Source organism: Mycobacterium sp. 852014-50255_SCH5639931, from assembly GCF_001665605.1.
Taxonomy (GTDB): Bacteria; Actinomycetota; Actinomycetes; order Mycobacteriales; family Mycobacteriaceae; genus Mycobacterium; species Mycobacterium paraffinicum.
This window is the reverse complement of record NZ_LZSV01000017.1, coordinates 107,413-126,311: the sequence shown is the minus strand read 5'-3', so window position 1 is coordinate 126,311 and position 18,899 is coordinate 107,413. Positions and strand designations below refer to the sequence as shown.

Here is an 18,899-nt window from a genome sequence, read left to right as displayed (position 1 = left end):
TTGGAGCGATGCCCATGACCACCGTCGCCGAGCTGGCCACCGCCCACGAGCGCCTACGTGAAAGCGCGCAGGCGGTGGGCGTCGCGCTGTCGTCGGTCGCCGTCTACACCGAGCCCGCGGTGGCGCGGGCGGTGCAGGCCGAGCAGAACCTGTACGCCCGTATCGAGGCCGAGTTCGGGATGCTGAGCAGCACCGACGCCGGTAAGCGGATGGGCTCACGGTCCAGCGCGCCGCGCAACCTGGCCACCACCGCCCACCGCAACAAGGCGTTGCTCGCCGTGCGGCGCGGCAACTACCTCGCCTACCCAGGATTCCAGTTCGGCCCGGACGGGAAACCGCTGGCGGTCATCGCCCGGCTGCGCGAGATCGCGGAGGACAACGGCTGGTCGGAGGCCGGGCTGGTGCAGTGGCTGTGCTCGCCCACCACCTACCTGGACGGGCAGCGGCCCGTGGACCGCCTCGCCACCGAGCCGGATCGCGTCGTTGCGGTCGCTGCGGAGGCCCTGGCCGTCTCGTGGTGAGGCGACCCCCGGACCCGTTCGACCCGGCCACGGCCACCCTGCCGGCGGGACACCCGCTCTACCGCGTGCTGTCGGCGGCGCGCACCGCCACCGACTTCAACCCCGGCATCGGCGCGCGCACCCGATTCGGTTTCTTCGGCGACCCGGTCGTGCCGATCATGTACGGGGCCGATACCGAGGATGCGGCCATCGCCGAGACGCTCCTGCACGACATTCCCGTCGAGGGTGGCCTGCTCCCCTACGACCAATACGCGGACAAAGTGCTCGTCCGGCTGGAAGTGACCCGGCCCGTGCGTCTGGGCGTGCTGCACGGCACCGGGCTGCGACGCCTCAAGGTCACCGCCACCGAACTCACGGCGAGCCCGGCGTCGAGCTACGACACCACGGTGCGTTGGGCCGAAGCCGCGCACGGCGCCGGGCTGGATGGGCTGGTGTGGATGTCGCGGCAATGCAACGACACCAAGGCCTACGTCTTCTTCGGCGACAGGTGCGGCCCCGGAACAGACCCAGCCTTCGCTCAGGACCCATCCCACGCGCGCATCTTCGCCAGCCCCGCCGACCAGATCTGGCTGATCGACCGGTGTGCGCCGCTGCACGTCGACGTGCTGATGGAGCCGTTATGACGATCACTGGCCCGGCCAACCGGTGGGTGCCTACTCTAGTGACCAGTCCCACAATGTGAGCGAGGTTCACGATGACCGTGACTCCCCAGGAAGCCGACGGCCAGACACCGACCGAGGCCGACTACTCCGACGTCATCATCGTCGGCGCCGGCATCTCCGGCATCGACGCGGCCTACCGAATCAGCGAGCGCAACGCCCAGCTGACCTACACCATCCTGGAGCGGCGCGCGCAGATCGGCGGCACGTGGGACCTGTTCCGCTACCCAGGGGTGCGCTCGGACAGCAGCATCTTCACGCTGTCCTTCCCGTTCGAGCCGTGGACGCGAAAGGAAGGCGTGGCCGACGGCGTCCACATCCGTGAGTACCTGGCCGCCACCGCGCGCAAGTACGGCATCGATCGCCACATTCGATTCAACAGTTACGTCCGCTCGGCCGACTGGGATTCGTCCACCGACACCTGGACGGTCACCGTCGAGCAGGACGGCGCGCGGAAGCTGTACCGAGGCCGATTTCTCTTCTTCGGCAGCGGCTACTACAACTACGACGAGGGGTACACCCCCGAATTCCCCGGCATCGAAACCTTCGGCGGCGTAGTGGTGCATCCCCAGCACTGGCAGGAAGACCTGGACTACACCGGCAAGAAGGTCGTGGTGATCGGCAGCGGGGCCACCGCGGTGACGCTGCTTCCCTCGCTGTCGGACCGGGCCGCCAAAGTGACCATGCTGCAACGCTCGCCCACCTATCTCATCTCGGCGTCGAAGTACGGCACGGTTGCCGCCGTCGCGCGGAAAGTGTTGCCCCGCAGCCTGGCCCATCTCGTGGTCCGGATGTACAGCGCGCTGACCGAAGCGGTGTTCTTCGCCCTGTCGCGCAAGGCGCCCGGGCTGGTGCGATGGCTGCTGCGGCGCAAGGCGATCAGCAGCCTGCCCGCCGGCTATGACGTCGACACCCACTTCAAACCGCGCTACAACCCGTGGGACCAACGGATGTGCCTGATCCCCGACGCCGACCTGTACAACGCCATCGCCGCCGGCCGCGCCGACGTGGTCACCGATCACATCGACCATTTCGACGCGTCCGGCATCGCGCTGAAATCCGGCGGGCGCCTCGACGCCGACATCATCGTCACCGCCACCGGCCTGCAGCTGCAGGCCTTGGGCGGGACCGCGATCAGCCTGGACGGCAACGAGATCAAGACCAACGACCGCTTCGTTTACAAGGCCCACATGCTCGAGGACGTGCCAAACCTGTTCTGGTGCGTCGGCTACACCAACGCATCATGGACGCTGCGCGCCGACATCACCGCCCGGGCCACGGCAAAGCTGCTGGCGCACATGACCGCTCACGGCTACACCCACGCCTACCCGCATCGGGGCAACGAGCCGATGACCGAGAAGCCGTCGTGGGACATCAACGCCGGCTACGTGCTGCGGTCGGTGCACGCGCTGCCGAAATCGGGAACCAAGCGGCCCTGGAACGTGCGGCAGAACTACCTCGCCGACGCCATCGACTACCGCTTCGACCGCGTCGAGGAATCGATGGTGTTCGGCCGGGCATCCGACCGGGCACCGCTGGCGGGCTGACCGCTATCCGGCGCTGCCGGAAGTTCGTGAACTGCTACTAAATGACAGGTGTCGGCAATACGCTGATCGCCATGGCAGCTGAGAAGCGTGAACCCAAAGTCGTTGTCCTTGGTGGCGGTTCCTGGGGAACCACGGTGGCGTCCATCTGCGCGCGCCGCGGCCCGACGCTGCAATGGGTCCGCTCGGAGGAGACCGCAAGCGACATCAACGACAAGCACCGCAACAGCCGCTATCTCGGCAACGACGTGGTGTTGAGCGACACCCTGCGCGCCACCACCGACTTCGCCGAGGCGGCGAACTCCGCCGACGTCGTGGTGATGGGCGTGCCCTCCCACGGCTTCCGGGGCGTGCTGGCCGAGCTGGCCAAGGAACTGCGGCCGTGGGTGCCGGTGGTGTCATTGGTCAAGGGCCTCGAGCAGGGCACCAACATGCGAATGTCGCAGATCATCGAGGAGGTCCTGCCCGGCCATCCCGCGGGCATCCTGGCTGGGCCGAACATCGCGCGCGAGGTCGGCGAGGGCTACGCCGCCGCGGCGGTGCTGGCCATGCCCGACCAGCATCTGGCGACCCGGCTGTCCGGAATGTTCCGCACCCGGCGTTTCCGGGTGTACACCACCGACGACGTGATCGGCGTCGAGATGGCCGGGGCGCTGAAGAACGTCTACGCCATCTCAGTCGGGATGGGCTATTCCCTGGGCATCGGGGAAAACACCCGCGCGCTGGTGATCGCCCGCGCGCTGCGCGAGATGACCAAGCTCGGCGTGGCCATGGGCGGCAATCCCGAGACCTTCCCCGGCCTGGCCGGCCTGGGCGACCTCATCGTGACCTGCACCAGCCAGCGCAGCCGCAACCGTCACGTCGGCGAACAACTGGGCGCCGGCAAGCCGATCGACGAGATCATCTCCTCGATGAACCAGGTCGCCGAGGGCGTCAAGGCCGCCAGCGTGATCATGGAGTTCGCCAACGAGTTCGGACTGAGCATGCCGATCGCCCGCGAAGTCGACGCGGTGATCAACCATGGGTCGAGCGTCGAAGAGGCCTACCGGGGCCTGATCGCCGAGGTCCCGGGCCACGAGGTGCACGGTTCGGGCTTCTGAGATGTCCGTCAGATGATGCGGAATTTAAATCTTTGCGTTCCATATGGGCTTGGCCCGTCCGCTTGACCCGGGGTTTGCCAGCAAAATACCGTCACTAACGCAGCCAGGGGTTCCCGGCCATGATCCTGTGGATCCGGCCGGGTCGCAACCGTTTGTGCGCCAAGGTGTTACGCCGACGTAATACCACGCAATTCGGGGCGGATATCGGAACTTCCCCCGCTAACTCCTAACGAGGGACGAGACCGATGCAAAACATCGAACAGCTCGGCAATCAACCTCCCGACCAGGCCAAGGACGCACGCAAAGATCGAGTGCGATCGATCATCCGCCATGACCTTCCTTCATCACTCGTGGTTTTCCTGGTCGCACTCCCCTTGTCCTTGGGCATCGCGATCGCATCCAACGCCCCGGTGCTCGCCGGCCTCATCGCCGCGATCGTCGGGGGCATCGTGGTCGGCGCCATCGGCGGATCACCGCTGCAAGTCAGCGGCCCCGCGGCCGGCCTGACCGTCGTCGTCGCCGACCTGGTATCCGACTTCGGTTGGGGCGTAACGTGTTTGATCACTGTCGCCGCGGGCGCCCTGCAGGTGCTGTTGGGCCTCAGCCGCGTCGCACGGGCGGCCCTGGCGATCTCACCGGTGGTGGTACACGCGATGCTGGCCGGCATCGGCATCACGATCGCGCTGCAGCAGGCGCACGTGCTGCTCGGCGGAAAGTCCAAGAGCACGGCCTGGCACAATCTCATCGGCCTGCCGGGCCAGATCATCGGTGCGCACCGGCCCGGGGTCATCCTGGGCGTACTGGTCATCGTCATCCTCGTGGGCTGGCGGTGGGTTCCTGCCAAGGTGCGCCGCGTTCCGGGACCGTTGGTCGCGATCGTGGGCGTGACGGTGGTGTCGGTCGTCTTTCCGTTCCATGTGCGCCGGATCGACCTAGAGGGGTCGCCGCTGGACGCGTTGCAACTGCCCGACATTCCGCACGGCAACTGGGGCGCGGTGGCGATCGGCGTGATCACCGTCGCGCTCATCGCCAGCGTCGAGAGCCTGCTATCGGCGGTCTCGGTCGACCGCATGCACAACGGGCCGCGCACCGACTTCGACCGCGAGCTGGTCGGACAAGGCGCCGCCAACATCGTGTCGGGGGCCGTCGGAGGGCTGCCGGTCACCGGTGTCATCGTCCGCAGCTCCACCAATGTCAACGCGGGCGCCAAATCGCGCGCCTCGGCCTTGATGCACGGCGTATGGATCCTGTTGTTCACCATCCCGTTCGCCGGGCTGGTCGACGAGATCCCCACCGCCGCACTTGCCGGCCTGCTCATCGTCATCGGCATTCAGCTGCTCAAGCCGGCACACATCGAAACCGCCATGAAGCATGGCGATCTCGCCGTGTACGTCGTGACCGCCGTCAGCGTCGTCTTCCTCAATCTGCTGCACGGCGTCCTGATCGGGCTCGCGTTGGCAATCGCGTTGACCGGTTGGCGGGTGATCCGGGCCAAGGTCGATGCCAAGCCCGTCGACGGAGGGTGGCAGGTGCTCATCGAGGGTGCGGCCTGCACATTCCTGGCGCTCCCGCGGCTGACGCGGGTGCTGGCGTCCATACCCGCCGGATCCGTTGTCACCGTTGAGGTTTCGGTGCACTACCTGGATCACGCGGCGCACCAGGCGATCAGCGACTGGCAGCACCAGCATGAGGCCAACGGCGGCACGGTGCGCATCCGGGGAAGGCTCGAGACGGGCCATTCCACTCGCAGGGATGCAAGTGAGGCCATCGGACCCGAAAGGCCCGAGGCCGCCGCCTGAGTGGCGTGTTTAATCCCACCCGGAGAGCCCGAAGGTGCTGCTCGGCCTTCGCCCGCTGAGTTTCTGGACTATCCACTGGTTCATCGGCACCCCTGCTCGACAGCTTCCAGCACCCAGGCGGCCATGCAGCTGCGGCGACGTTCTGACCAGGAATTTCCCGCTATGGCGGCCACAGCCTGCTGCGCGGTCGGCGCTTCGCGCTAGCTAGCCCCGGGCCATCGCCTCCAGGCGCCGGATGCGGTCCTCGATCGGCGGGTGCGTCGAGAACAGCGACCCAATACGCTCGCCCGCGCGGAACGGGTTCGCGATCATCAAGTGCGCCTGGCTGGCCAGCTGCGGCTCCGGCGGCAGCGGGGCGGCCTGAACACCACCCGAGATCTTGCGCAGCGCCGACGCCAAAGCCAGCGGGTCGCCCGTCAACACCGCGCCCGATTCGTCCGCCTGGTACTCGCGCGACCGGGACACCGCCAACCGCACCACGGTGGCGGCGATCGGGCCCAGCAACGAAACCAGCAGCAGCGCAAAGGGATTCTCGCCGTCCCGGTTACCGCCGAACATGCCGGCCCACATCGCCATGTTGGCCAGGGCGGTGATGATCGACGCCATCGCGCCGGCGATGCAGGAGATGAGGATGTCGCGGTTGTAAACGTGGGACAGCTCGTGTCCCAGCACCGCGCGCAGCTCACGCTCGTTGAGGATGTCCAAAATGCCGGTGGTGCAGCAGACGGCGGCGTTGCGCGGGTTGCGGCCGGTCGCGAACGCGTTGGGCGCGTTGGTGTCGCTGATGTACAGCCGGGGCATCGGCTGGTGCGCGGCGGTGGCGAGCTCGCGCACGATCCGGTACATCATCGGCGCCTGCAGCTCGGACACCGGTTGCGCGTGCATCGCCCGCAGCGCGAGCTTGTCGCTGTTGTAGTACGTGTAGATGTTCATCCCGACGGCGAACAGCACCGCCAGGAACATCGCCGTCCTGCCGAACAGCGACCCGACAAACACGATCAACGCGGACATACCGACCAGCAGGGCGAAGGTCTTAGCCCTGTTGGCATGGGGATGCCAGGTCATCGATGTCCTCCTACGAGAGCCCGTTCATTGCTTGACTGTTGTCAATTCAACGCCCGAGATGACCCTCCGGGTTCCACCGACGCGCTATCCGTGCCGGCTGATGGTGTATTCGACCAGCGTCTGCAGCGCGTGCCGGCCGGGAACGTCGGGCAAAAGGGCCAGCTCGTCGCGCGCTTGGGCCGCGTATTCCGCCAAGGTGTGCTTGGCCTTCGCCATGCCCGGGGACGCCCGCAACAGCGCCAGCGCCTCGGCCACCGCATCGTCGTCCTCGATGGGCCCGGCCAGCAGCTCACGCAACCGCGCCGCGTCGGGCCCGGGTTCGCGCAGCGCGTAGACCATCGGCAGGGTGTGCACGCCCTCGCGGACGTCGGTGCCCGGTAGCTTGCCGGACTCGTGCGAGTCGCTGTCGATGTCGATGATGTCGTCGGAGATCTGGAAGGCGGTGCCCACGATGCCGCCGAGCCGGCTGAGCCGCTCGACCTGCTCGGCATCGGCGCCCGAGAACATGGCGCCGAACCGGCCCGCCGCGGCGATCAGGCAGGCGGTCTTCTCGTAGACCACCTTCAGGTAGTGCTCGATCGGGTCGGCCCCTTCGGCCGGGCCCGTCAGGCCGCGCGTCTCGCGCATCTGCCCCGTCACAAGCTGGGCGAACGTCTCGGCGATCAGCCGCACCGCCTCGGGTCCCAGCCGCGACACCAACCGCGATGCCGTGGCAAACAGGTAGTCCCCGGCCAGGATCGCGACGTTGTTTCCCCAGCGGACGTTCGCGGTGGGGGCGCCGCGGCGCACCTCCGCCTCGTCCATCACGTCGTCGTGGTAGAGCGTGGCCAGGTGAACCAGTTCGATGACCGCGCCGGCGATGGTCACGTCGTGCGCGTCGGGGTCCGGCCCGATCTGGGCGGACAGAACCGTGAACAACGGCCGGAATCGCTTGCCGCCGGCCTTGAATAGGTGCGTCAGCGACTCGGTCATCACCTCGTCGGCGCTGCGCAGTTCGGTGTCCATGAGCTGCTCGATCCGCCCGACGCCGTCGCGCACCGTCGCGGCGAACGCGGGGTCACCGAAGTCAACGCCCGCCACCACCGTCGCCGGAGTACTCACTCGACCAACATACTGGTGAGCGTGGAGACCCAAGCCGACCTGGTGGTCGTGGGCGCCGGACCCGCCGGTTCGGCTGCCGCCGCGTGGGCCGCACGCGCGGGCAACGACGTCCTGGTCATCGACTCCGCCAGCTTTCCGCGGGACAAGCCCTGCGGTGACGGGCTGACCCCCCGCGCGGTCGCCGAGTGCGAGCGCCTCGGGCTGGGCGACTGGCTGGACACCCGCATCCGGCATCGCGGCCTGCGGATGAGCGGGTTCGGCGGCGAGGTGGAAGTCGACTGGCCGGGCCCGTCGTTTCCCTCGACCGGCAGCGCGGTGGCCCGGCTCGAGTTGGACGACCGGATCCGTAAGGTCGCCGAGGATTCCGGTGCGCGGATGATGCTGGGAACGAAAGCCGTTGCGGTGCATCATGACTCGTCCAGACGAGTGGTGTCGCTGACGTTGGCCGACGGCACGGAGGTGGGTTGCCGCCAGTTGATCGTGGCCGATGGGGCCCGGTCTTCGCTGGGCCGCAAGCTAGGTCGGCGTTGGCACCAGGAGACGGTCTATGGCGTCGCGGCCCGCGGGTACCTGGCCACTTCGCGCGCCGACGACCCGTGGCTGACGTCGCATCTGGAGCTGCGCTCCCCCGACGGCGCGGTGCTCCCCGGCTACGGCTGGATCTTCCCGCTGGGCAACGGTGAGGTGAACATCGGCGTCGGGGCTTTGTCAACGGTGAAACGGCCGGCCGACCTGGCGCTGCGACCGCTGATCAACTACTACACCGACCTGCGCCGCGACGAATGGGGCTTCACCGGGCCGCCGCGGGCCGTGGCGTCGGCGCTGCTGCCGATGGGCGGCGCGGTGTCCGGGGTGGCCGGGCCCAACTGGATGCTGATCGGCGACGCCGCGGCCTGCGTCAACCCCCTCAACGGCGAGGGCATCGACTACGGGCTGGAAACGGGGCGGCTGGCGGCCGAACTGCTGGACTGCTGTCGCCCCTCTCAAGACCTGTCCCACGTGTGGCCGTCGCTGCTGCAGCAGCACTACGGCCGGGGGTTCTCGGTCGCGCGCCGGCTGGCCTTGTTGCTGACCTTTCAGCGGTTTCTGCCTTCTACGGGGCCGATCGCGATGCGCTCCCCGAAGCTGATGACCCTCGCCGTAAGGGTCATGGCCAACCTGGTCACCGATGACGACGCCGACTGGGTGGCGCGGGCCTGGCGGGGCGGTGGGCGGCTGTCTCGGCTGATCGATCGCCGAGTGCCGTTCAGTTGAGCCGCTGACGTGCGGAAAGAGACTTACCGGCCTGGTGGCGGCAGTTGACAATTTTCCGCGCGCTTCGGGCGAGCGGTGTATAGTCCGGCTAATGAAGGGAACGAAGCTGGCTACTATCGGTGGCCTGGCCGCCGCCGCCATCGCGCTGGCCGCGCCCGCGCTGGCCTCGCCGCCGCCGTCTAATGACTACGACGCCCCGTTCAAGAACACCGTCAACGGCTTCGGCATCTACCAGCCGCAGGACCAGCTCGCCTGGCTGGGCAAGATCACCTGCGACCGGATCGGCAGGGGTGTGGACGGCGACCCGTACAAGTCGGCCAACTTCATTCAGCACAACCTGCCGCGGGGCACCACCCAGGGCCAGGCGTTCCAGTTCCTCGGCGCCGCGGTTGACCACTACTGCCCCGACCAGGTCGGCTTCGTCCAGCGCGCCGGTACCCACTAGGTCGTTCTCAACGCAGGGGCTTGTACCCCGCGTGTAAGGCCACGATGCCGCCGGTCAGGTTGCGCCACCGCACCGCCGCCCATCCCGCACGTGAGATGTCGTGCGCCAGGCTCGCCTGGTCCGGCCACGCCCTGATCGACTCCGCGAGGTAGACGTAGGCATCGGGGTTGCTGGAGACCGCGCGCGCCACCCGCGGCAGTGCACGCATCAGATACTCCTTGTAGGCCGTGGCGAAGATCCGGTTGGTGGGCGTGGAGAATTCGCACACCACCAACCGCCCACCCGGCCGGGTGACACGCGCCATCTCGCGCAGCGCCGCCTGGGGGTCCACGACATTGCGCAAACCGAAACTGATTGTGACAGCGTCGAATACGTCGTCGCCGAACGGCAGCCGCGTGGCGTCGGCGGCGATCTTGGGCACGTTGCGCGCGGCACCCGCCGCCAGCATGCCGACCGAGAAATCGGCCGCCACACACCACGCCCCCGATTTCCTCAGCTCGACGGTGGATACCGCGGTGCCCGCGGCCAGGTCCAACACCTTTTGGCCGGGTCCGATCGCCAGCGCCGACCGGGTGGCTTGCCGCCAGTAGCGGTCCTGCCCCAGCGAGAGGACGGTGTTGGTCACGTCATAGCGCCGGGCGACGCCGTCGAACATCGACGCGACATCCCGGGGGTCCTTGTCCAACGCCGCGCGATTCACGATGAAGACGCTACCTGCCGGGAATTAGGTGGCGACATCGGCGTTGTACCGCTGCGTGACTGAAAAAGTTTGGTTTATCACCGGTACATCGCGGGGTTTCGGACGGGCATGGGCGATCGCGGCGCTGGAGCGCGGCGACAGGGTCGCGGCGACGGCGCGCAACACGGCGTCGCTGGAGGACCTGGCCGAGAAGTACGGCGACGCGCTGTTGCCGCTCCGTTTGGACGTCACCGATCGGGACGCTGACTTCGCCGCGGTCAAGCAGGCGCACGACCACTTCGGGCGCCTGGACATCGTGGTCAACAACGCCGGCTACGGCCAGTTCGGGTTCGTCGAGGAGCTCTCCGAGCAAGAGGCCCGCGAACAGATCGAGACGAACGTGTTTGGGGCGCTGTGGATCACCCAGGCCGCGTTGCCATACCTGCGCGAGCAGCGCAGCGGCCACATCATCCAGGTGTCATCGATCGGTGGCATCACCGCGTTCCCGTTGCTCGGCGCCTACCACGCATCGAAGTGGGCGCTGGAAGGCTTCTCGCAGGCGCTGGCCCTGGAGGTCGCCCCGTTCGGCGTGCGCGTCACGTTGATCGAGCCGGGCGGCTTCGACACCGACTGGGCCGGGGATTCGGCCAAGCTGGCCGATCCGCTCCCCGAGTACGACAACGTTCGCGCCGCCGTGCAGGCCGAGCGCAGCAAGCGCTGGGCCAGCCCGGGCAACCCGGAGGCATCCGCCACAGCGCTGCTGAAGGTCGTCGACGCCGAAAAGCCGCCCCTGCGAGTGTTTTTCGGCGCATCACCGCTCGAAACAGCCAAGGCCGACTATGAGAGCCGGCTGCGCACCTGGGAGGAATGGCAGCCCGTTGCGGAGCTGGCGCAAGGGTAGCTAGCGACAACCGGCTTACGAGCCGGTCGCTCCCGCGCAGTGCTGCGAATCACCTTGTGTAGCAGGGTGATACGTGCCGCCACGGCGGGGGCGCGCTCCATCACACGCCGCGGCTGGTAATGAACCCTCCGTGCCCGTCATATCGCCCGGTTGCGGGTGAGTTGGTACGGCAAGGACACCATTGCGCGACACCGCCGTGGTGGGAACAGGTACCGCTCCTGTGCAGACTGTTGGAGGCGGTGCCGTCGGTACAGATGGCGGTGGGCCCAGACGGTGGTGGTGTCGGCGTCGGTGTCGTTGGTTGGGCAGCGGCGGGTGACGCCGCGCCGATGGCTGCTACCGCAATAGCCGATGCGGCCAAAATCTTGCGAATCATCATGCTGGCGGCGGTGGAGGCGGCACACCAGGCACGGGCGGGCTGAACGTGGGCTGTCCGGCCATCTGAGGAGGAGCCGGATAGTCCCAGCACGTCCCGGGTCCTTTACCGTCCGTGCCGATGGATGTGCACACGTGATAGCTACCGTCCGGGTTGAAACAGGTCGTGCGGACGCCGACGGGCACGTTGTACATGGTGTTCCACTCGGTCCTGCAGTTCTGGCCGGGATCTGCCGAGGCGGTTTCGGCCGCCACCACGGGGATGGTGATGAGCGCTGCGCCGATACCGGCCGCAGCGATGACTTTCTTCATAGGTGCTCCCGCGAGCATTCTCGTCATGGATTGATCTCCTCTGGTTCGTGAGTTAGAGCCCCACGACCCACGTTGTTTATTGATTGATTGCGGTGCAGTCGTTGAACATCCGCTGGCGGACGCGACGCGTGACTTTCCCCCGGACGTCACAGTAAGCCAATCTTTGCTAGGTCACCATCCGCCGAACGGACGACAGGGACTGTAGCCCCTTTGTTGAAATGTGTGGCTTAGCCCGGCGGATGCGCCCGCAAACTAGATCACAGGTCGTTGAGGCTGAGGATGCCGTCCTGGATCGCCCTGGCAATCAGTGCCGACTTGGTCGGCGCTGGTCTGCCGACCGCCGCGTATTTCGCGCGGGCTCGCTGCAAATGGGTACGGACCGTCGACGGCTCGATGAAAAGCCTCTTGGCAACCTGCTCTTTGTTCTCGGTCTGAAACCACGCGATGAGGACTTCTCGTTCCCGCTCGCTCAGGCGGGGTCGGCCGACGGTCCGGTCGCTCAGCAGCGCTTTGGCCATCCTCGGGGCAACGTAGGGCGTATCCGTGCACGCCGCCCAGATCGCCTCGCACAAATGAATGCCGCTCTCCGCCTTTGCCACGTAGCTCACGGCTCCGGCGTCAAGACTGGTCAGAATGATTTCGTCGCTGGCGAGGTACGAGTAGACGACGACTCGATTGCCCGCCTGACTGAGCCGACGAAGGGCGCCGAACTCGGGACCGTCGTCGTATTGCAGTGCAAACAGGACGACGTCCACATCGCCGACTGCCGCCGGGTCGACGGACATGAACTCCGCCGGATTCAGGTAATTTCCCACGATCTTGATGGGCGGCTCCGCCCCACTTACCCATGCCTCGATGCCGATGTGCACGACGTGCTGGCCGTCGATGATGACGAGCGACACCTCCGGCTGAACGCCACCTGCCCCAGACACCTCGCAAAATCCCCTGCTAAACGAGCCGCACTCCAAAGCCCGAAAATTCCCCTTTCGACTAATCGGCAAACATTGCCGGCTGGGGCGTTGCTGGGCGCAGACAACGCTGGATATCTCTCGACTCGTGTAGCCCGCTACCCGATCAGGTCAGGCACGCTCAAACGCCATAACACCCGACAAGCCGCCGCGGAAGTTGGTAGTCATTAGTGGAATAGTCGATTACTCATTCCGGCAGCACGGTGCAGACACATAATCATGACCTCGTTGAATATCAACATGCGAAAAACCCATGAGTTCTGGCATACCCGGCGCCCCTTGTTGGTCCGTCACCGCAACATCACCGCAAGGCGACTGTAGTTAGCGCGGCGGATTCCGAGCGGGCGCGTCAGGCGTTGGGCGAGACTGCCCGGGCATCCGACGAGCGGGCCTCACGCCGCAACTGAGTTCGGGCATTGCACTCAGCCCTTCTCGCTGTCTATTTCGAGGCGGCCGCGGTCAGTTCGGTTCGGGCCTGGTCGATTTGCTCGTATGCGTAGGTCACCATTTCGGCGATGGTCATCGCTTTTCCCTTGCGGGTGAGCGATTCGTAGCTTTGGTCGCCGAGAACATCGCACAGGTGGGTGATGGCGGTGCTGACTTCCGCTGCGTTGAGGGGATCGAATGCGAAAGCGGCAATGATGGCCGCCGGCCCGAGGCGTCCGAGGCGGTCGAGGAGGACCGCGAGAGTCGCCAGCGCGAATCGGATATAGGCGACATTGCCGGCGTCGTAGAAGTTGCGGATTGCCAGAGTGATGTGATCAAGCGCCGCCAGCGGGTCGCCGTGTTCGGCCTCAAGCCGAGACAGGACGATTGACAGCAGTGATTCGGCCGCGCGGCTACCGCTGTCTTGGGCGATCACCAGGCCCCGGCGCAGCGCTTCCAGCGCACGGGTGGGGTCAGCGTCACGGAATGCGAAGCCGTAGGCGTAGAGCCCGTTCGCGAGCGCCCAGGGGTTGTGGGTGGCTTCGGCGGCGTCCACCAGCCCGTTCGCAGCGGCCCTCGCTTCCTCACCGGCCCCGGCGACCGCCAGTCCGACGACCAGCATCGCCTGGGTGACCGTATGGGTGTCGCGGCCGCGTGCGAGCTGGGTGCGGCACCAGTCGACGTTTCGTTCGGGTTGGCCAATGAACGGGTAGACAGCAGTGAGCGCGCCCTCGGCGCCGATCTGCACCTCGCCACCACTCCCGATCACCGTCTGGCCGGCATCGGCATGGCCGACAGCCTCCTCGATCCGCCCAGTCCAGTAGCACTGCGCCGCGTTGACGTACAGACTCGCGAGCCGGGGATGATCGACGGCGCGGGCGGGCTCGATGAGCTCCTCGGCCCAGGCCATCGGCTCATAGTTGGCGACCAGAGCGCCGAGGAGCGCCGCATAGGCGGCGATGGCGGCAGCGGTGTCCAGATCGGCTTGGTCCGCGGCCCAACGAAACGCAGTGCGCAGATTGGCCAGCTCGACGCTGAACCAGGCGTAGGCCTCGTGCTGGCGGGGGCTGTCCCACAGGGCCATGATGTCGTCTTCGCGTCCGGCGAAATACTTCGAGTGCGTGGCCCGGATCTCGGGCGCTTCCCCGCGAACGACCAGTTGGTCCTCGGCGAACTGGCGGATCGTTTCGAGCATCGAATATCGGGTCCGCCCCGACGACCGGTCGGCGACCAGCAGCGATTTGTGCACCAGGGCATCGAGCAGGTCGAGGACGGCGTAGTCGTCACCGGAACCCATCACCGCACAAGCGCTTTGGAGGTCGAATCCGCCTGCGAACACCGAGCACCGCTCCAGCAGCGCCCTTTCCGCGTCATCGAGGTGCTCGTAGGACCACGCCACCGCATGACGCAGGGTTTGGTGGCGGGACAGGCCACGCCTGGCGCCGACCAGCAGCCGGAACCGCTGATCAAGACGATCCCTCACCTCACCGGCGGTCATGGATGCCATCCGCGAGGCCGCCAGCTCGATTGCCAACGGGATCCCATCCAGCCTGCGGCAGATTTCCACCACGGCGTCCATCGCGTCGGGCTGAGTTAGCGAGAAGTCCGTCACGACACTTCGGGCGCGGTCGACGAAAAGTGTCACCGCGGCGGAATCGGTTCCCGAGTTGACGTCAAGCGATGGGACGCCCCACAACTGTTCTTCGCTGACGCCCAATCCTTCGCGGCTGGTCGCCAGGATCGTCACCGTCGCCGATGCGGCGAGGATCGCCTCGACCAGCTCCGCGACACTGTCGACAACGTGCTCGCAGTTGTCGAACACCAACAGCCGAACCCTGCCCTCCAATGCGGACGCCACCGACTCGGTCATTGTTTTTCCCGATTGCTGGGTTATGCCCAACACCGCCGCCACCGCGTCGGGAACCGCCGCGGGGTCGGTGACGGCGGCCAGCTCGAAAAACCAAGCACCGTCGGGAAACTCATCAGCCAGCCGCACCGCCACCTCGGTTGCCAGGCGCGTCTTTCCGACCCCGCCCACCCCGGTCAACGTCACGAGGCGATGAGTCTTCAGAGCGGCTTGAACCCTTGAGGCCTCGGACTCGCGGCCGATGAAGGTGGTCGTCTGGCGGCGTAAGTTTCCGCGACTCGAATCAAGTGCCCGCAACGCGGGAAAATCCGAGCGCAGGCCGGAGGCTTGGACCTGAAACAGGTGAACCGGAGTCGAGAGATCCCGCAACCGGCGGGGTCCCAGATCGATGAGCTCAACGCCGCGGATGAGACCCGCAGTCGAGTCGGCCACGAGGATCTGACCACCGTGTCCGGCGGCCATCACGCGGGCCGTTTGATTCAGCACTGCTCCGAAATAATCGCCGTCTCTGAGCTCGGCTTCGCCGGTCGCCAGCCCCATGCGCACCGGCAACTCGAGCTGCCGCTGCGCGGCAACCGCAGCATCCACGGCAGACCTTGGGGATGTGAATGCGGCACACATCCCGTCACCGGTGTGCTTGAAGACGCAACCGCCGTATACATCTATCGCAGAACGCAACACATCGTCGTGCGCCACGAGGGCCGATCGCATTGCCTCGGCGTCTGATTCCCATCGACGGGTCGAACCCTCGATATCGGTGAACAGAAACGTCACCACCCCGGACGGGGCAGCTGGCGTCATGGCATCGCCTCCGCCCACGCGATGTGTCCTTCGAAACCCAGCGTTTTCGCCATGTCGCGGTAGCTATCCCGGTATTCGCGATAGTGGGTCTCATCGCCAATTGCCTGGGCGAGCAAAGCGCGAAGCCGCAACAGCCAGACTTCACGTATCACCAGCCCTTCCTCGGCCGGAACGGCGGCCAACCTCTCAATAGCTGCCTCGGCCTCGGCGACCTCAGCCTCGTCGCCGCCCTCCAGTAAAGTCTCGACCAAAACGGCGGTGCCTGAATCACTATGACCGAACTGCCCCGAACGCAACACCTCATCGACGGTTGCGCGCAGCACCGGTAACGCGTCGTCGCGGTCACCCCGCCGCGCCGCCTCCCGGGCGGCGTACACGTCGATGGCCCGCACCTCGCTCAGGTAAAACCGCCCATTGAGGCACAAGTCCCGAACTTTCCCCAGTACTGTCATCCCACGCTCGCGGTCAGTTGGAGACTCCCGATGCATCAGCGCGATCCCCAGCGCCAATGAGACGAGTCCGAGCACGAGATCGTCGCCCGACTGCTCGGTGATCCCCAGCGCTTCCTCGATGTCGCGCAATGCGGCGTCATCAACCAACGCCACCCCCATCTCCATCGCCCCCGCGTAGGCGAACAGGCTGACCATCGCCCGCGAAAACGAGTCCGCCCCGCGCGCCATTTCGACCGCCCGGTCGAAGTCCTCACGCCACCGAGAGTCCCCCAAGGCGTACCGGGCGGTGCCACGCATCGCGAAGGCGATCGCCAATGGCGCGCCGATAATGAAATTTCCCTTGGTCGGATCACCGTGAGCCAGGTCGATGGCGTTCTGCGAATAGCGCAGCATCTCTCGCATCTCACCAGTGCCAAACTTGCTTGGTGGGATCGTGGAGACGAATCCGATCAGCAGCGTCGGGTCGCCGAGCGACTCGACCAGCGTCGTGAGTTCCGAAGCCACCTGGGACGCTTCCGTTATGCGGCCATGGATGTAGTGCTCAGGCACCAGCCCGACCATCCCAATCGCCAAGGACGCCTTGTCGCCGACGGCGGTGCAGAGTTCCCGCAACTCGTCCAACCGCGTGGAGATGTCCCAATCCACTCGCCAGCCGTTGCCGCACAACATGGGTTCGAGCCGCGATCCGCATCGAGGTGCGATCCGGGTCGTCGTCGGGCAGCGCGTCGGCGATCTGGCGGGCGCGATCCCAACTCAGCCACGCCGCACGAATATCCCGAGTGGTCGACCACGCCCCGGCGCGCATACGCCAGGCATAGGCGGCGCGCAGATCGCCCGCCGCTTCGAGGTGTTCGGCGACCAGCGCGGCGTTCTCGTCCGCCGAGGCCGGATCGCGCTCTTCGATCATGGAAGCCAGCCGCCTGTGCAAGTCGGCGCGATCCGATTTGAGCTGTGATTCGTAGGCCACTGCACGGATCAGCGGATGGTGAAATACATACTCCGGCTGGCGAGCGAACCTGACCTGATCGATGAGCTGGCCCGCCACCAAGTCCGAAACCACAGGTTCGACTACCAGCGCGGTCAGCAGGTCGAGGTCAAACCGCGACCCGATCACCGCCGCAGCGCTCAAGCTGCGTTTCGCCGCCGGTGAAAGGCGATCAATGCGCGCGGCGATCGTTGCTTGCAGTGTGGCGGGGACATGCACCTCGGCGGCCTCCGCCGTCGAGATATATCCGCCGAGCGTTCCTTGGAGGACACCCCGTTCGGCCAGCTCGCGGACGATCTCCTCAACGAAAAAGGGTGTACCGGCGGCCCTTTCGGCGATCTTCTGACTCAGTTCGCCGACCGAGGGGTCCGGCCCGAGCAGCTCGGAGACGAGGGCGGCGGTCTCGGTGTTCCTCAACGGCGCGAGGGCTATGGTTTGCGCCCCGAGCACCCGGGCCAACGCACCTTGGTACTCGGGTCGATACGTGACGATCGTCAGCAGCGGGGTCCGCGGGACCACGGTAAGGAAGTCGGCGAGCATTGTTTCGCTGGATTCGTCGATCCAATGGGCATCTTCGACGACATAGACGGCCGGGGTCCGATTGGCCAAAGTCGCGGAATTGACCATGGCGGTCAGGCGCCTTCGGCGCGCGTCTGGATCGATCCGGGGAGATGGCGCGTCCGGATCCCTGATCCCGAGTAGATCCTCGAAGAGCGCGAGGTCCTCCGGTTCGGCGTCGGAAAACGCCTGGCGCTTTGTCACTGCGCGGGCGGCTTGCGGGTCAAGACCTTCGACGCCGATTGCCTCACGCAGCAATCGCGAGACGACATGGAAGGGGACCTGGCCGGTATGCGACTCGCAGAATGCGGTGTAGACCTTCAGATCGCGCCGAGCGGCCATCGCCACAACCTCACGCACCAGACGGCTCTTCCCGATGCCAGGGGGCCCCACCACGCCCACCACGGCGCCATGGCCGTCGATGGCCCGCTCCAACAAGCCCTCGACAGCGGACATCTCCCACCGCCTCCCGACCAGCTTCGACTCAGCACGCCCGGTCACGCGGTGGCCCTCCTGCATGCCCAACAGCCGGCGGGCGGCTACCGGCTCGTCCGCACCCTTGAGCCGAACAAACTCTGATTCGCCGAGGATCGTCACCTTCTCGACAAGTCGCGCTGTCGATGCACTGAGCATCACACCACCCGGCGGCGCCACCGACTCCATCCGCTGAGCCATACCGACCTGCTCGCCAATGGCGGTGTAACCCAATGACCTTGAGCCGATCTCACCAGCAATCACCTGACCGGAATTGAGACCAACACGCAGCTGAAAGTCCATACCGTCGCGCCCTCGGACGTCGACGGCAAGCCGCTTCGCCTCCTCCTGGATGCCCAAGGCCGCCAGACAGGCACGGACAGCATGATCCTCCAAAGCCACCGGTGCGCCGAACACCGCCATAATCCCGTCACCGGTGAACTTGTCCACTGTGCCGCCGTAGCGCTCCACAAATGCGGTACAGCGGTCGGCCAGGGTCGCCATGATTTCGTGCAGCCGCTCTGCTCCGACGGCCGCCGCGATGGCCATCGAATGGACGACATCGGCAAACAGAACCGTGACCTGCTTGTACTCCGCCGCGATGTTGCCGTCG

The 18,899-nt window shown here is 66.4% G+C and carries 17 protein-coding genes and 1 pseudogene; 8 read left to right on the top strand and 10 right to left on the bottom strand.

What is annotated here, in order from left to right; translation table 11 throughout:
- Positions 1-14 precede the first annotated feature (14 nt).
- The 5 genes from A5758_RS25725 to A5758_RS10310 all read left to right on the top strand — a co-directional run bounded on the left by A5758_RS25725 (position 15) and on the right by A5758_RS10310 (position 5,623).
- Positions 15-521 carry an antitoxin Xre/MbcA/ParS toxin-binding domain-containing protein gene (locus A5758_RS25725; RefSeq protein WP_197503846.1) on the top strand — a complete coding sequence of 169 codons (507 nt, stop codon included), beginning with the start codon at positions 15-17 and terminating at the stop codon, positions 519-521.
- On the top strand, positions 518-1,144 hold the full coding sequence (locus A5758_RS10325; RefSeq protein WP_197503845.1) for an RES family NAD+ phosphorylase: 627 nt from the start codon (positions 518-520) through the stop codon (positions 1,142-1,144). The genes A5758_RS25725 and A5758_RS10325 overlap by 4 nt, the downstream gene beginning before the upstream one ends.
- A gap of 71 nt (positions 1,145-1,215) precedes the next feature.
- Positions 1,216-2,727: an NAD(P)/FAD-dependent oxidoreductase gene (locus A5758_RS10320; RefSeq protein ID WP_067739628.1), complete on the top strand. Its 1,512-nt coding sequence runs from the start codon at positions 1,216-1,218 to the stop codon at positions 2,725-2,727.
- A 71-nt stretch (positions 2,728-2,798) separates the two neighbouring features.
- Complete coding sequence (locus tag A5758_RS10315; RefSeq protein ID WP_156622581.1) at positions 2,799-3,824, top strand: NAD(P)H-dependent glycerol-3-phosphate dehydrogenase; 1,026 nt, start codon at positions 2,799-2,801, stop codon at positions 3,822-3,824.
- A gap of 245 nt (positions 3,825-4,069) precedes the next feature.
- Positions 4,070-5,623, top strand: coding sequence for a SulP family inorganic anion transporter (locus A5758_RS10310; protein ID WP_067739624.1), 1,554 nt, complete (start codon positions 4,070-4,072; stop codon positions 5,621-5,623).
- A gap of 9 nt (positions 5,624-5,632) precedes the next feature.
- Here the strand turns inward: A5758_RS10310 and A5758_RS25175 are convergent.
- The 3 genes and pseudogenes from A5758_RS25175 to grcC1 form a co-directional block, all read right to left on the bottom strand.
- Positions 5,633-5,776, bottom strand: a pseudogene (locus A5758_RS25175) (toxin-antitoxin system HicB family antitoxin); the annotation flags it as partial.
- 51 nt (positions 5,777-5,827) lie between these two features.
- The gene (gene htpX / locus A5758_RS10305; protein ID WP_067739622.1) at positions 5,828-6,688 is read right to left on the bottom strand and encodes a zinc metalloprotease HtpX; all 861 of its coding nucleotides are present in this window, start codon (positions 6,686-6,688) and stop codon (positions 5,828-5,830) included.
- 84 nt (positions 6,689-6,772) lie between these two features.
- On the bottom strand, positions 6,773-7,789 hold the full coding sequence (grcC1, locus tag A5758_RS10300; protein WP_067739620.1) for a nonaprenyl/(2E,6E)-farnesyl/geranylgeranyl diphosphat synthase: 1,017 nt from the start codon (positions 7,787-7,789) through the stop codon (positions 6,773-6,775).
- Between the two features lie 15 nt (positions 7,790-7,804).
- Between grcC1 and menJ the strand changes: the two genes are divergently transcribed.
- Together menJ and A5758_RS10290 are read left to right on the top strand one after the other, a co-directional pair.
- A complete protein-coding gene (menJ, locus tag A5758_RS10295) occupies positions 7,805-9,043 on the top strand; it encodes a menaquinone reductase (protein ID WP_156622580.1) in 1,239 nt (412 codons plus the stop codon).
- Positions 9,044-9,134: 91 nt separating this feature from the next.
- Complete coding sequence (locus tag A5758_RS10290) at positions 9,135-9,488, top strand: DUF732 domain-containing protein (RefSeq protein ID WP_067213104.1); 354 nt, start codon at positions 9,135-9,137, stop codon at positions 9,486-9,488.
- Positions 9,489-9,495: 7 nt separating this feature from the next.
- On the opposite strand, the gene A5758_RS10285 is transcribed toward A5758_RS10290, so the two are convergent.
- Positions 9,496-10,188, bottom strand: a complete 693-nt coding sequence (locus A5758_RS10285; protein ID WP_067739618.1) for a demethylmenaquinone methyltransferase — start codon at positions 10,186-10,188, stop codon at positions 9,496-9,498.
- A gap of 55 nt (positions 10,189-10,243) precedes the next feature.
- Here A5758_RS10285 and A5758_RS10280 point away from each other — a divergent pair, with 55 nt between their 5' ends.
- Positions 10,244-11,068 (top strand): SDR family oxidoreductase, encoded by an 825-nt coding sequence (locus A5758_RS10280; protein ID WP_067739613.1) that lies wholly within the window; start codon positions 10,244-10,246, stop codon positions 11,066-11,068.
- Between the two features lie 100 nt (positions 11,069-11,168).
- Here the strand turns inward: A5758_RS10280 and A5758_RS25170 are convergent, their stop codons facing one another.
- From A5758_RS25170 to A5758_RS26520, 6 genes are all read right to left on the bottom strand, one after another.
- Positions 11,169-11,444: a DUF3761 domain-containing protein gene (locus A5758_RS25170; RefSeq protein ID WP_231987288.1), complete on the bottom strand. Its 276-nt coding sequence runs from the start codon at positions 11,442-11,444 to the stop codon at positions 11,169-11,171.
- Positions 11,444-11,755, bottom strand: a complete 312-nt coding sequence (locus A5758_RS25720) for a hypothetical protein (protein WP_156622579.1) — start codon at positions 11,753-11,755, stop codon at positions 11,444-11,446. Before A5758_RS25720 ends, A5758_RS25170 begins: the two co-directional genes overlap by 1 nt.
- A 257-nt stretch (positions 11,756-12,012) precedes the next feature.
- Positions 12,013-12,687, bottom strand: coding sequence for a LuxR C-terminal-related transcriptional regulator (locus A5758_RS10270; RefSeq protein WP_067739611.1), 675 nt, complete (start codon positions 12,685-12,687; stop codon positions 12,013-12,015).
- A gap of 475 nt (positions 12,688-13,162) precedes the next feature.
- Positions 13,163-15,817 carry an adenylate/guanylate cyclase domain-containing protein gene (locus tag A5758_RS10265; protein ID WP_067739976.1) on the bottom strand — a complete coding sequence of 885 codons (2,655 nt, stop codon included), beginning with the start codon at positions 15,815-15,817 and terminating at the stop codon, positions 13,163-13,165.
- Positions 15,814-16,830 (bottom strand): hypothetical protein, encoded by a 1,017-nt coding sequence (locus tag A5758_RS26525; protein WP_369816417.1) that lies wholly within the window; start codon positions 16,828-16,830, stop codon positions 15,814-15,816. Before A5758_RS26525 ends, A5758_RS10265 begins: the two co-directional genes overlap by 4 nt.
- Positions 16,811-18,835: an AAA family ATPase gene (locus A5758_RS26520; RefSeq protein ID WP_369816416.1), complete on the bottom strand. Its 2,025-nt coding sequence runs from the start codon at positions 18,833-18,835 to the stop codon at positions 16,811-16,813. The genes A5758_RS26525 and A5758_RS26520 overlap by 20 nt, the downstream gene beginning before the upstream one ends.
- Between the last annotated feature and the right edge of the window lie 64 nt (positions 18,836-18,899).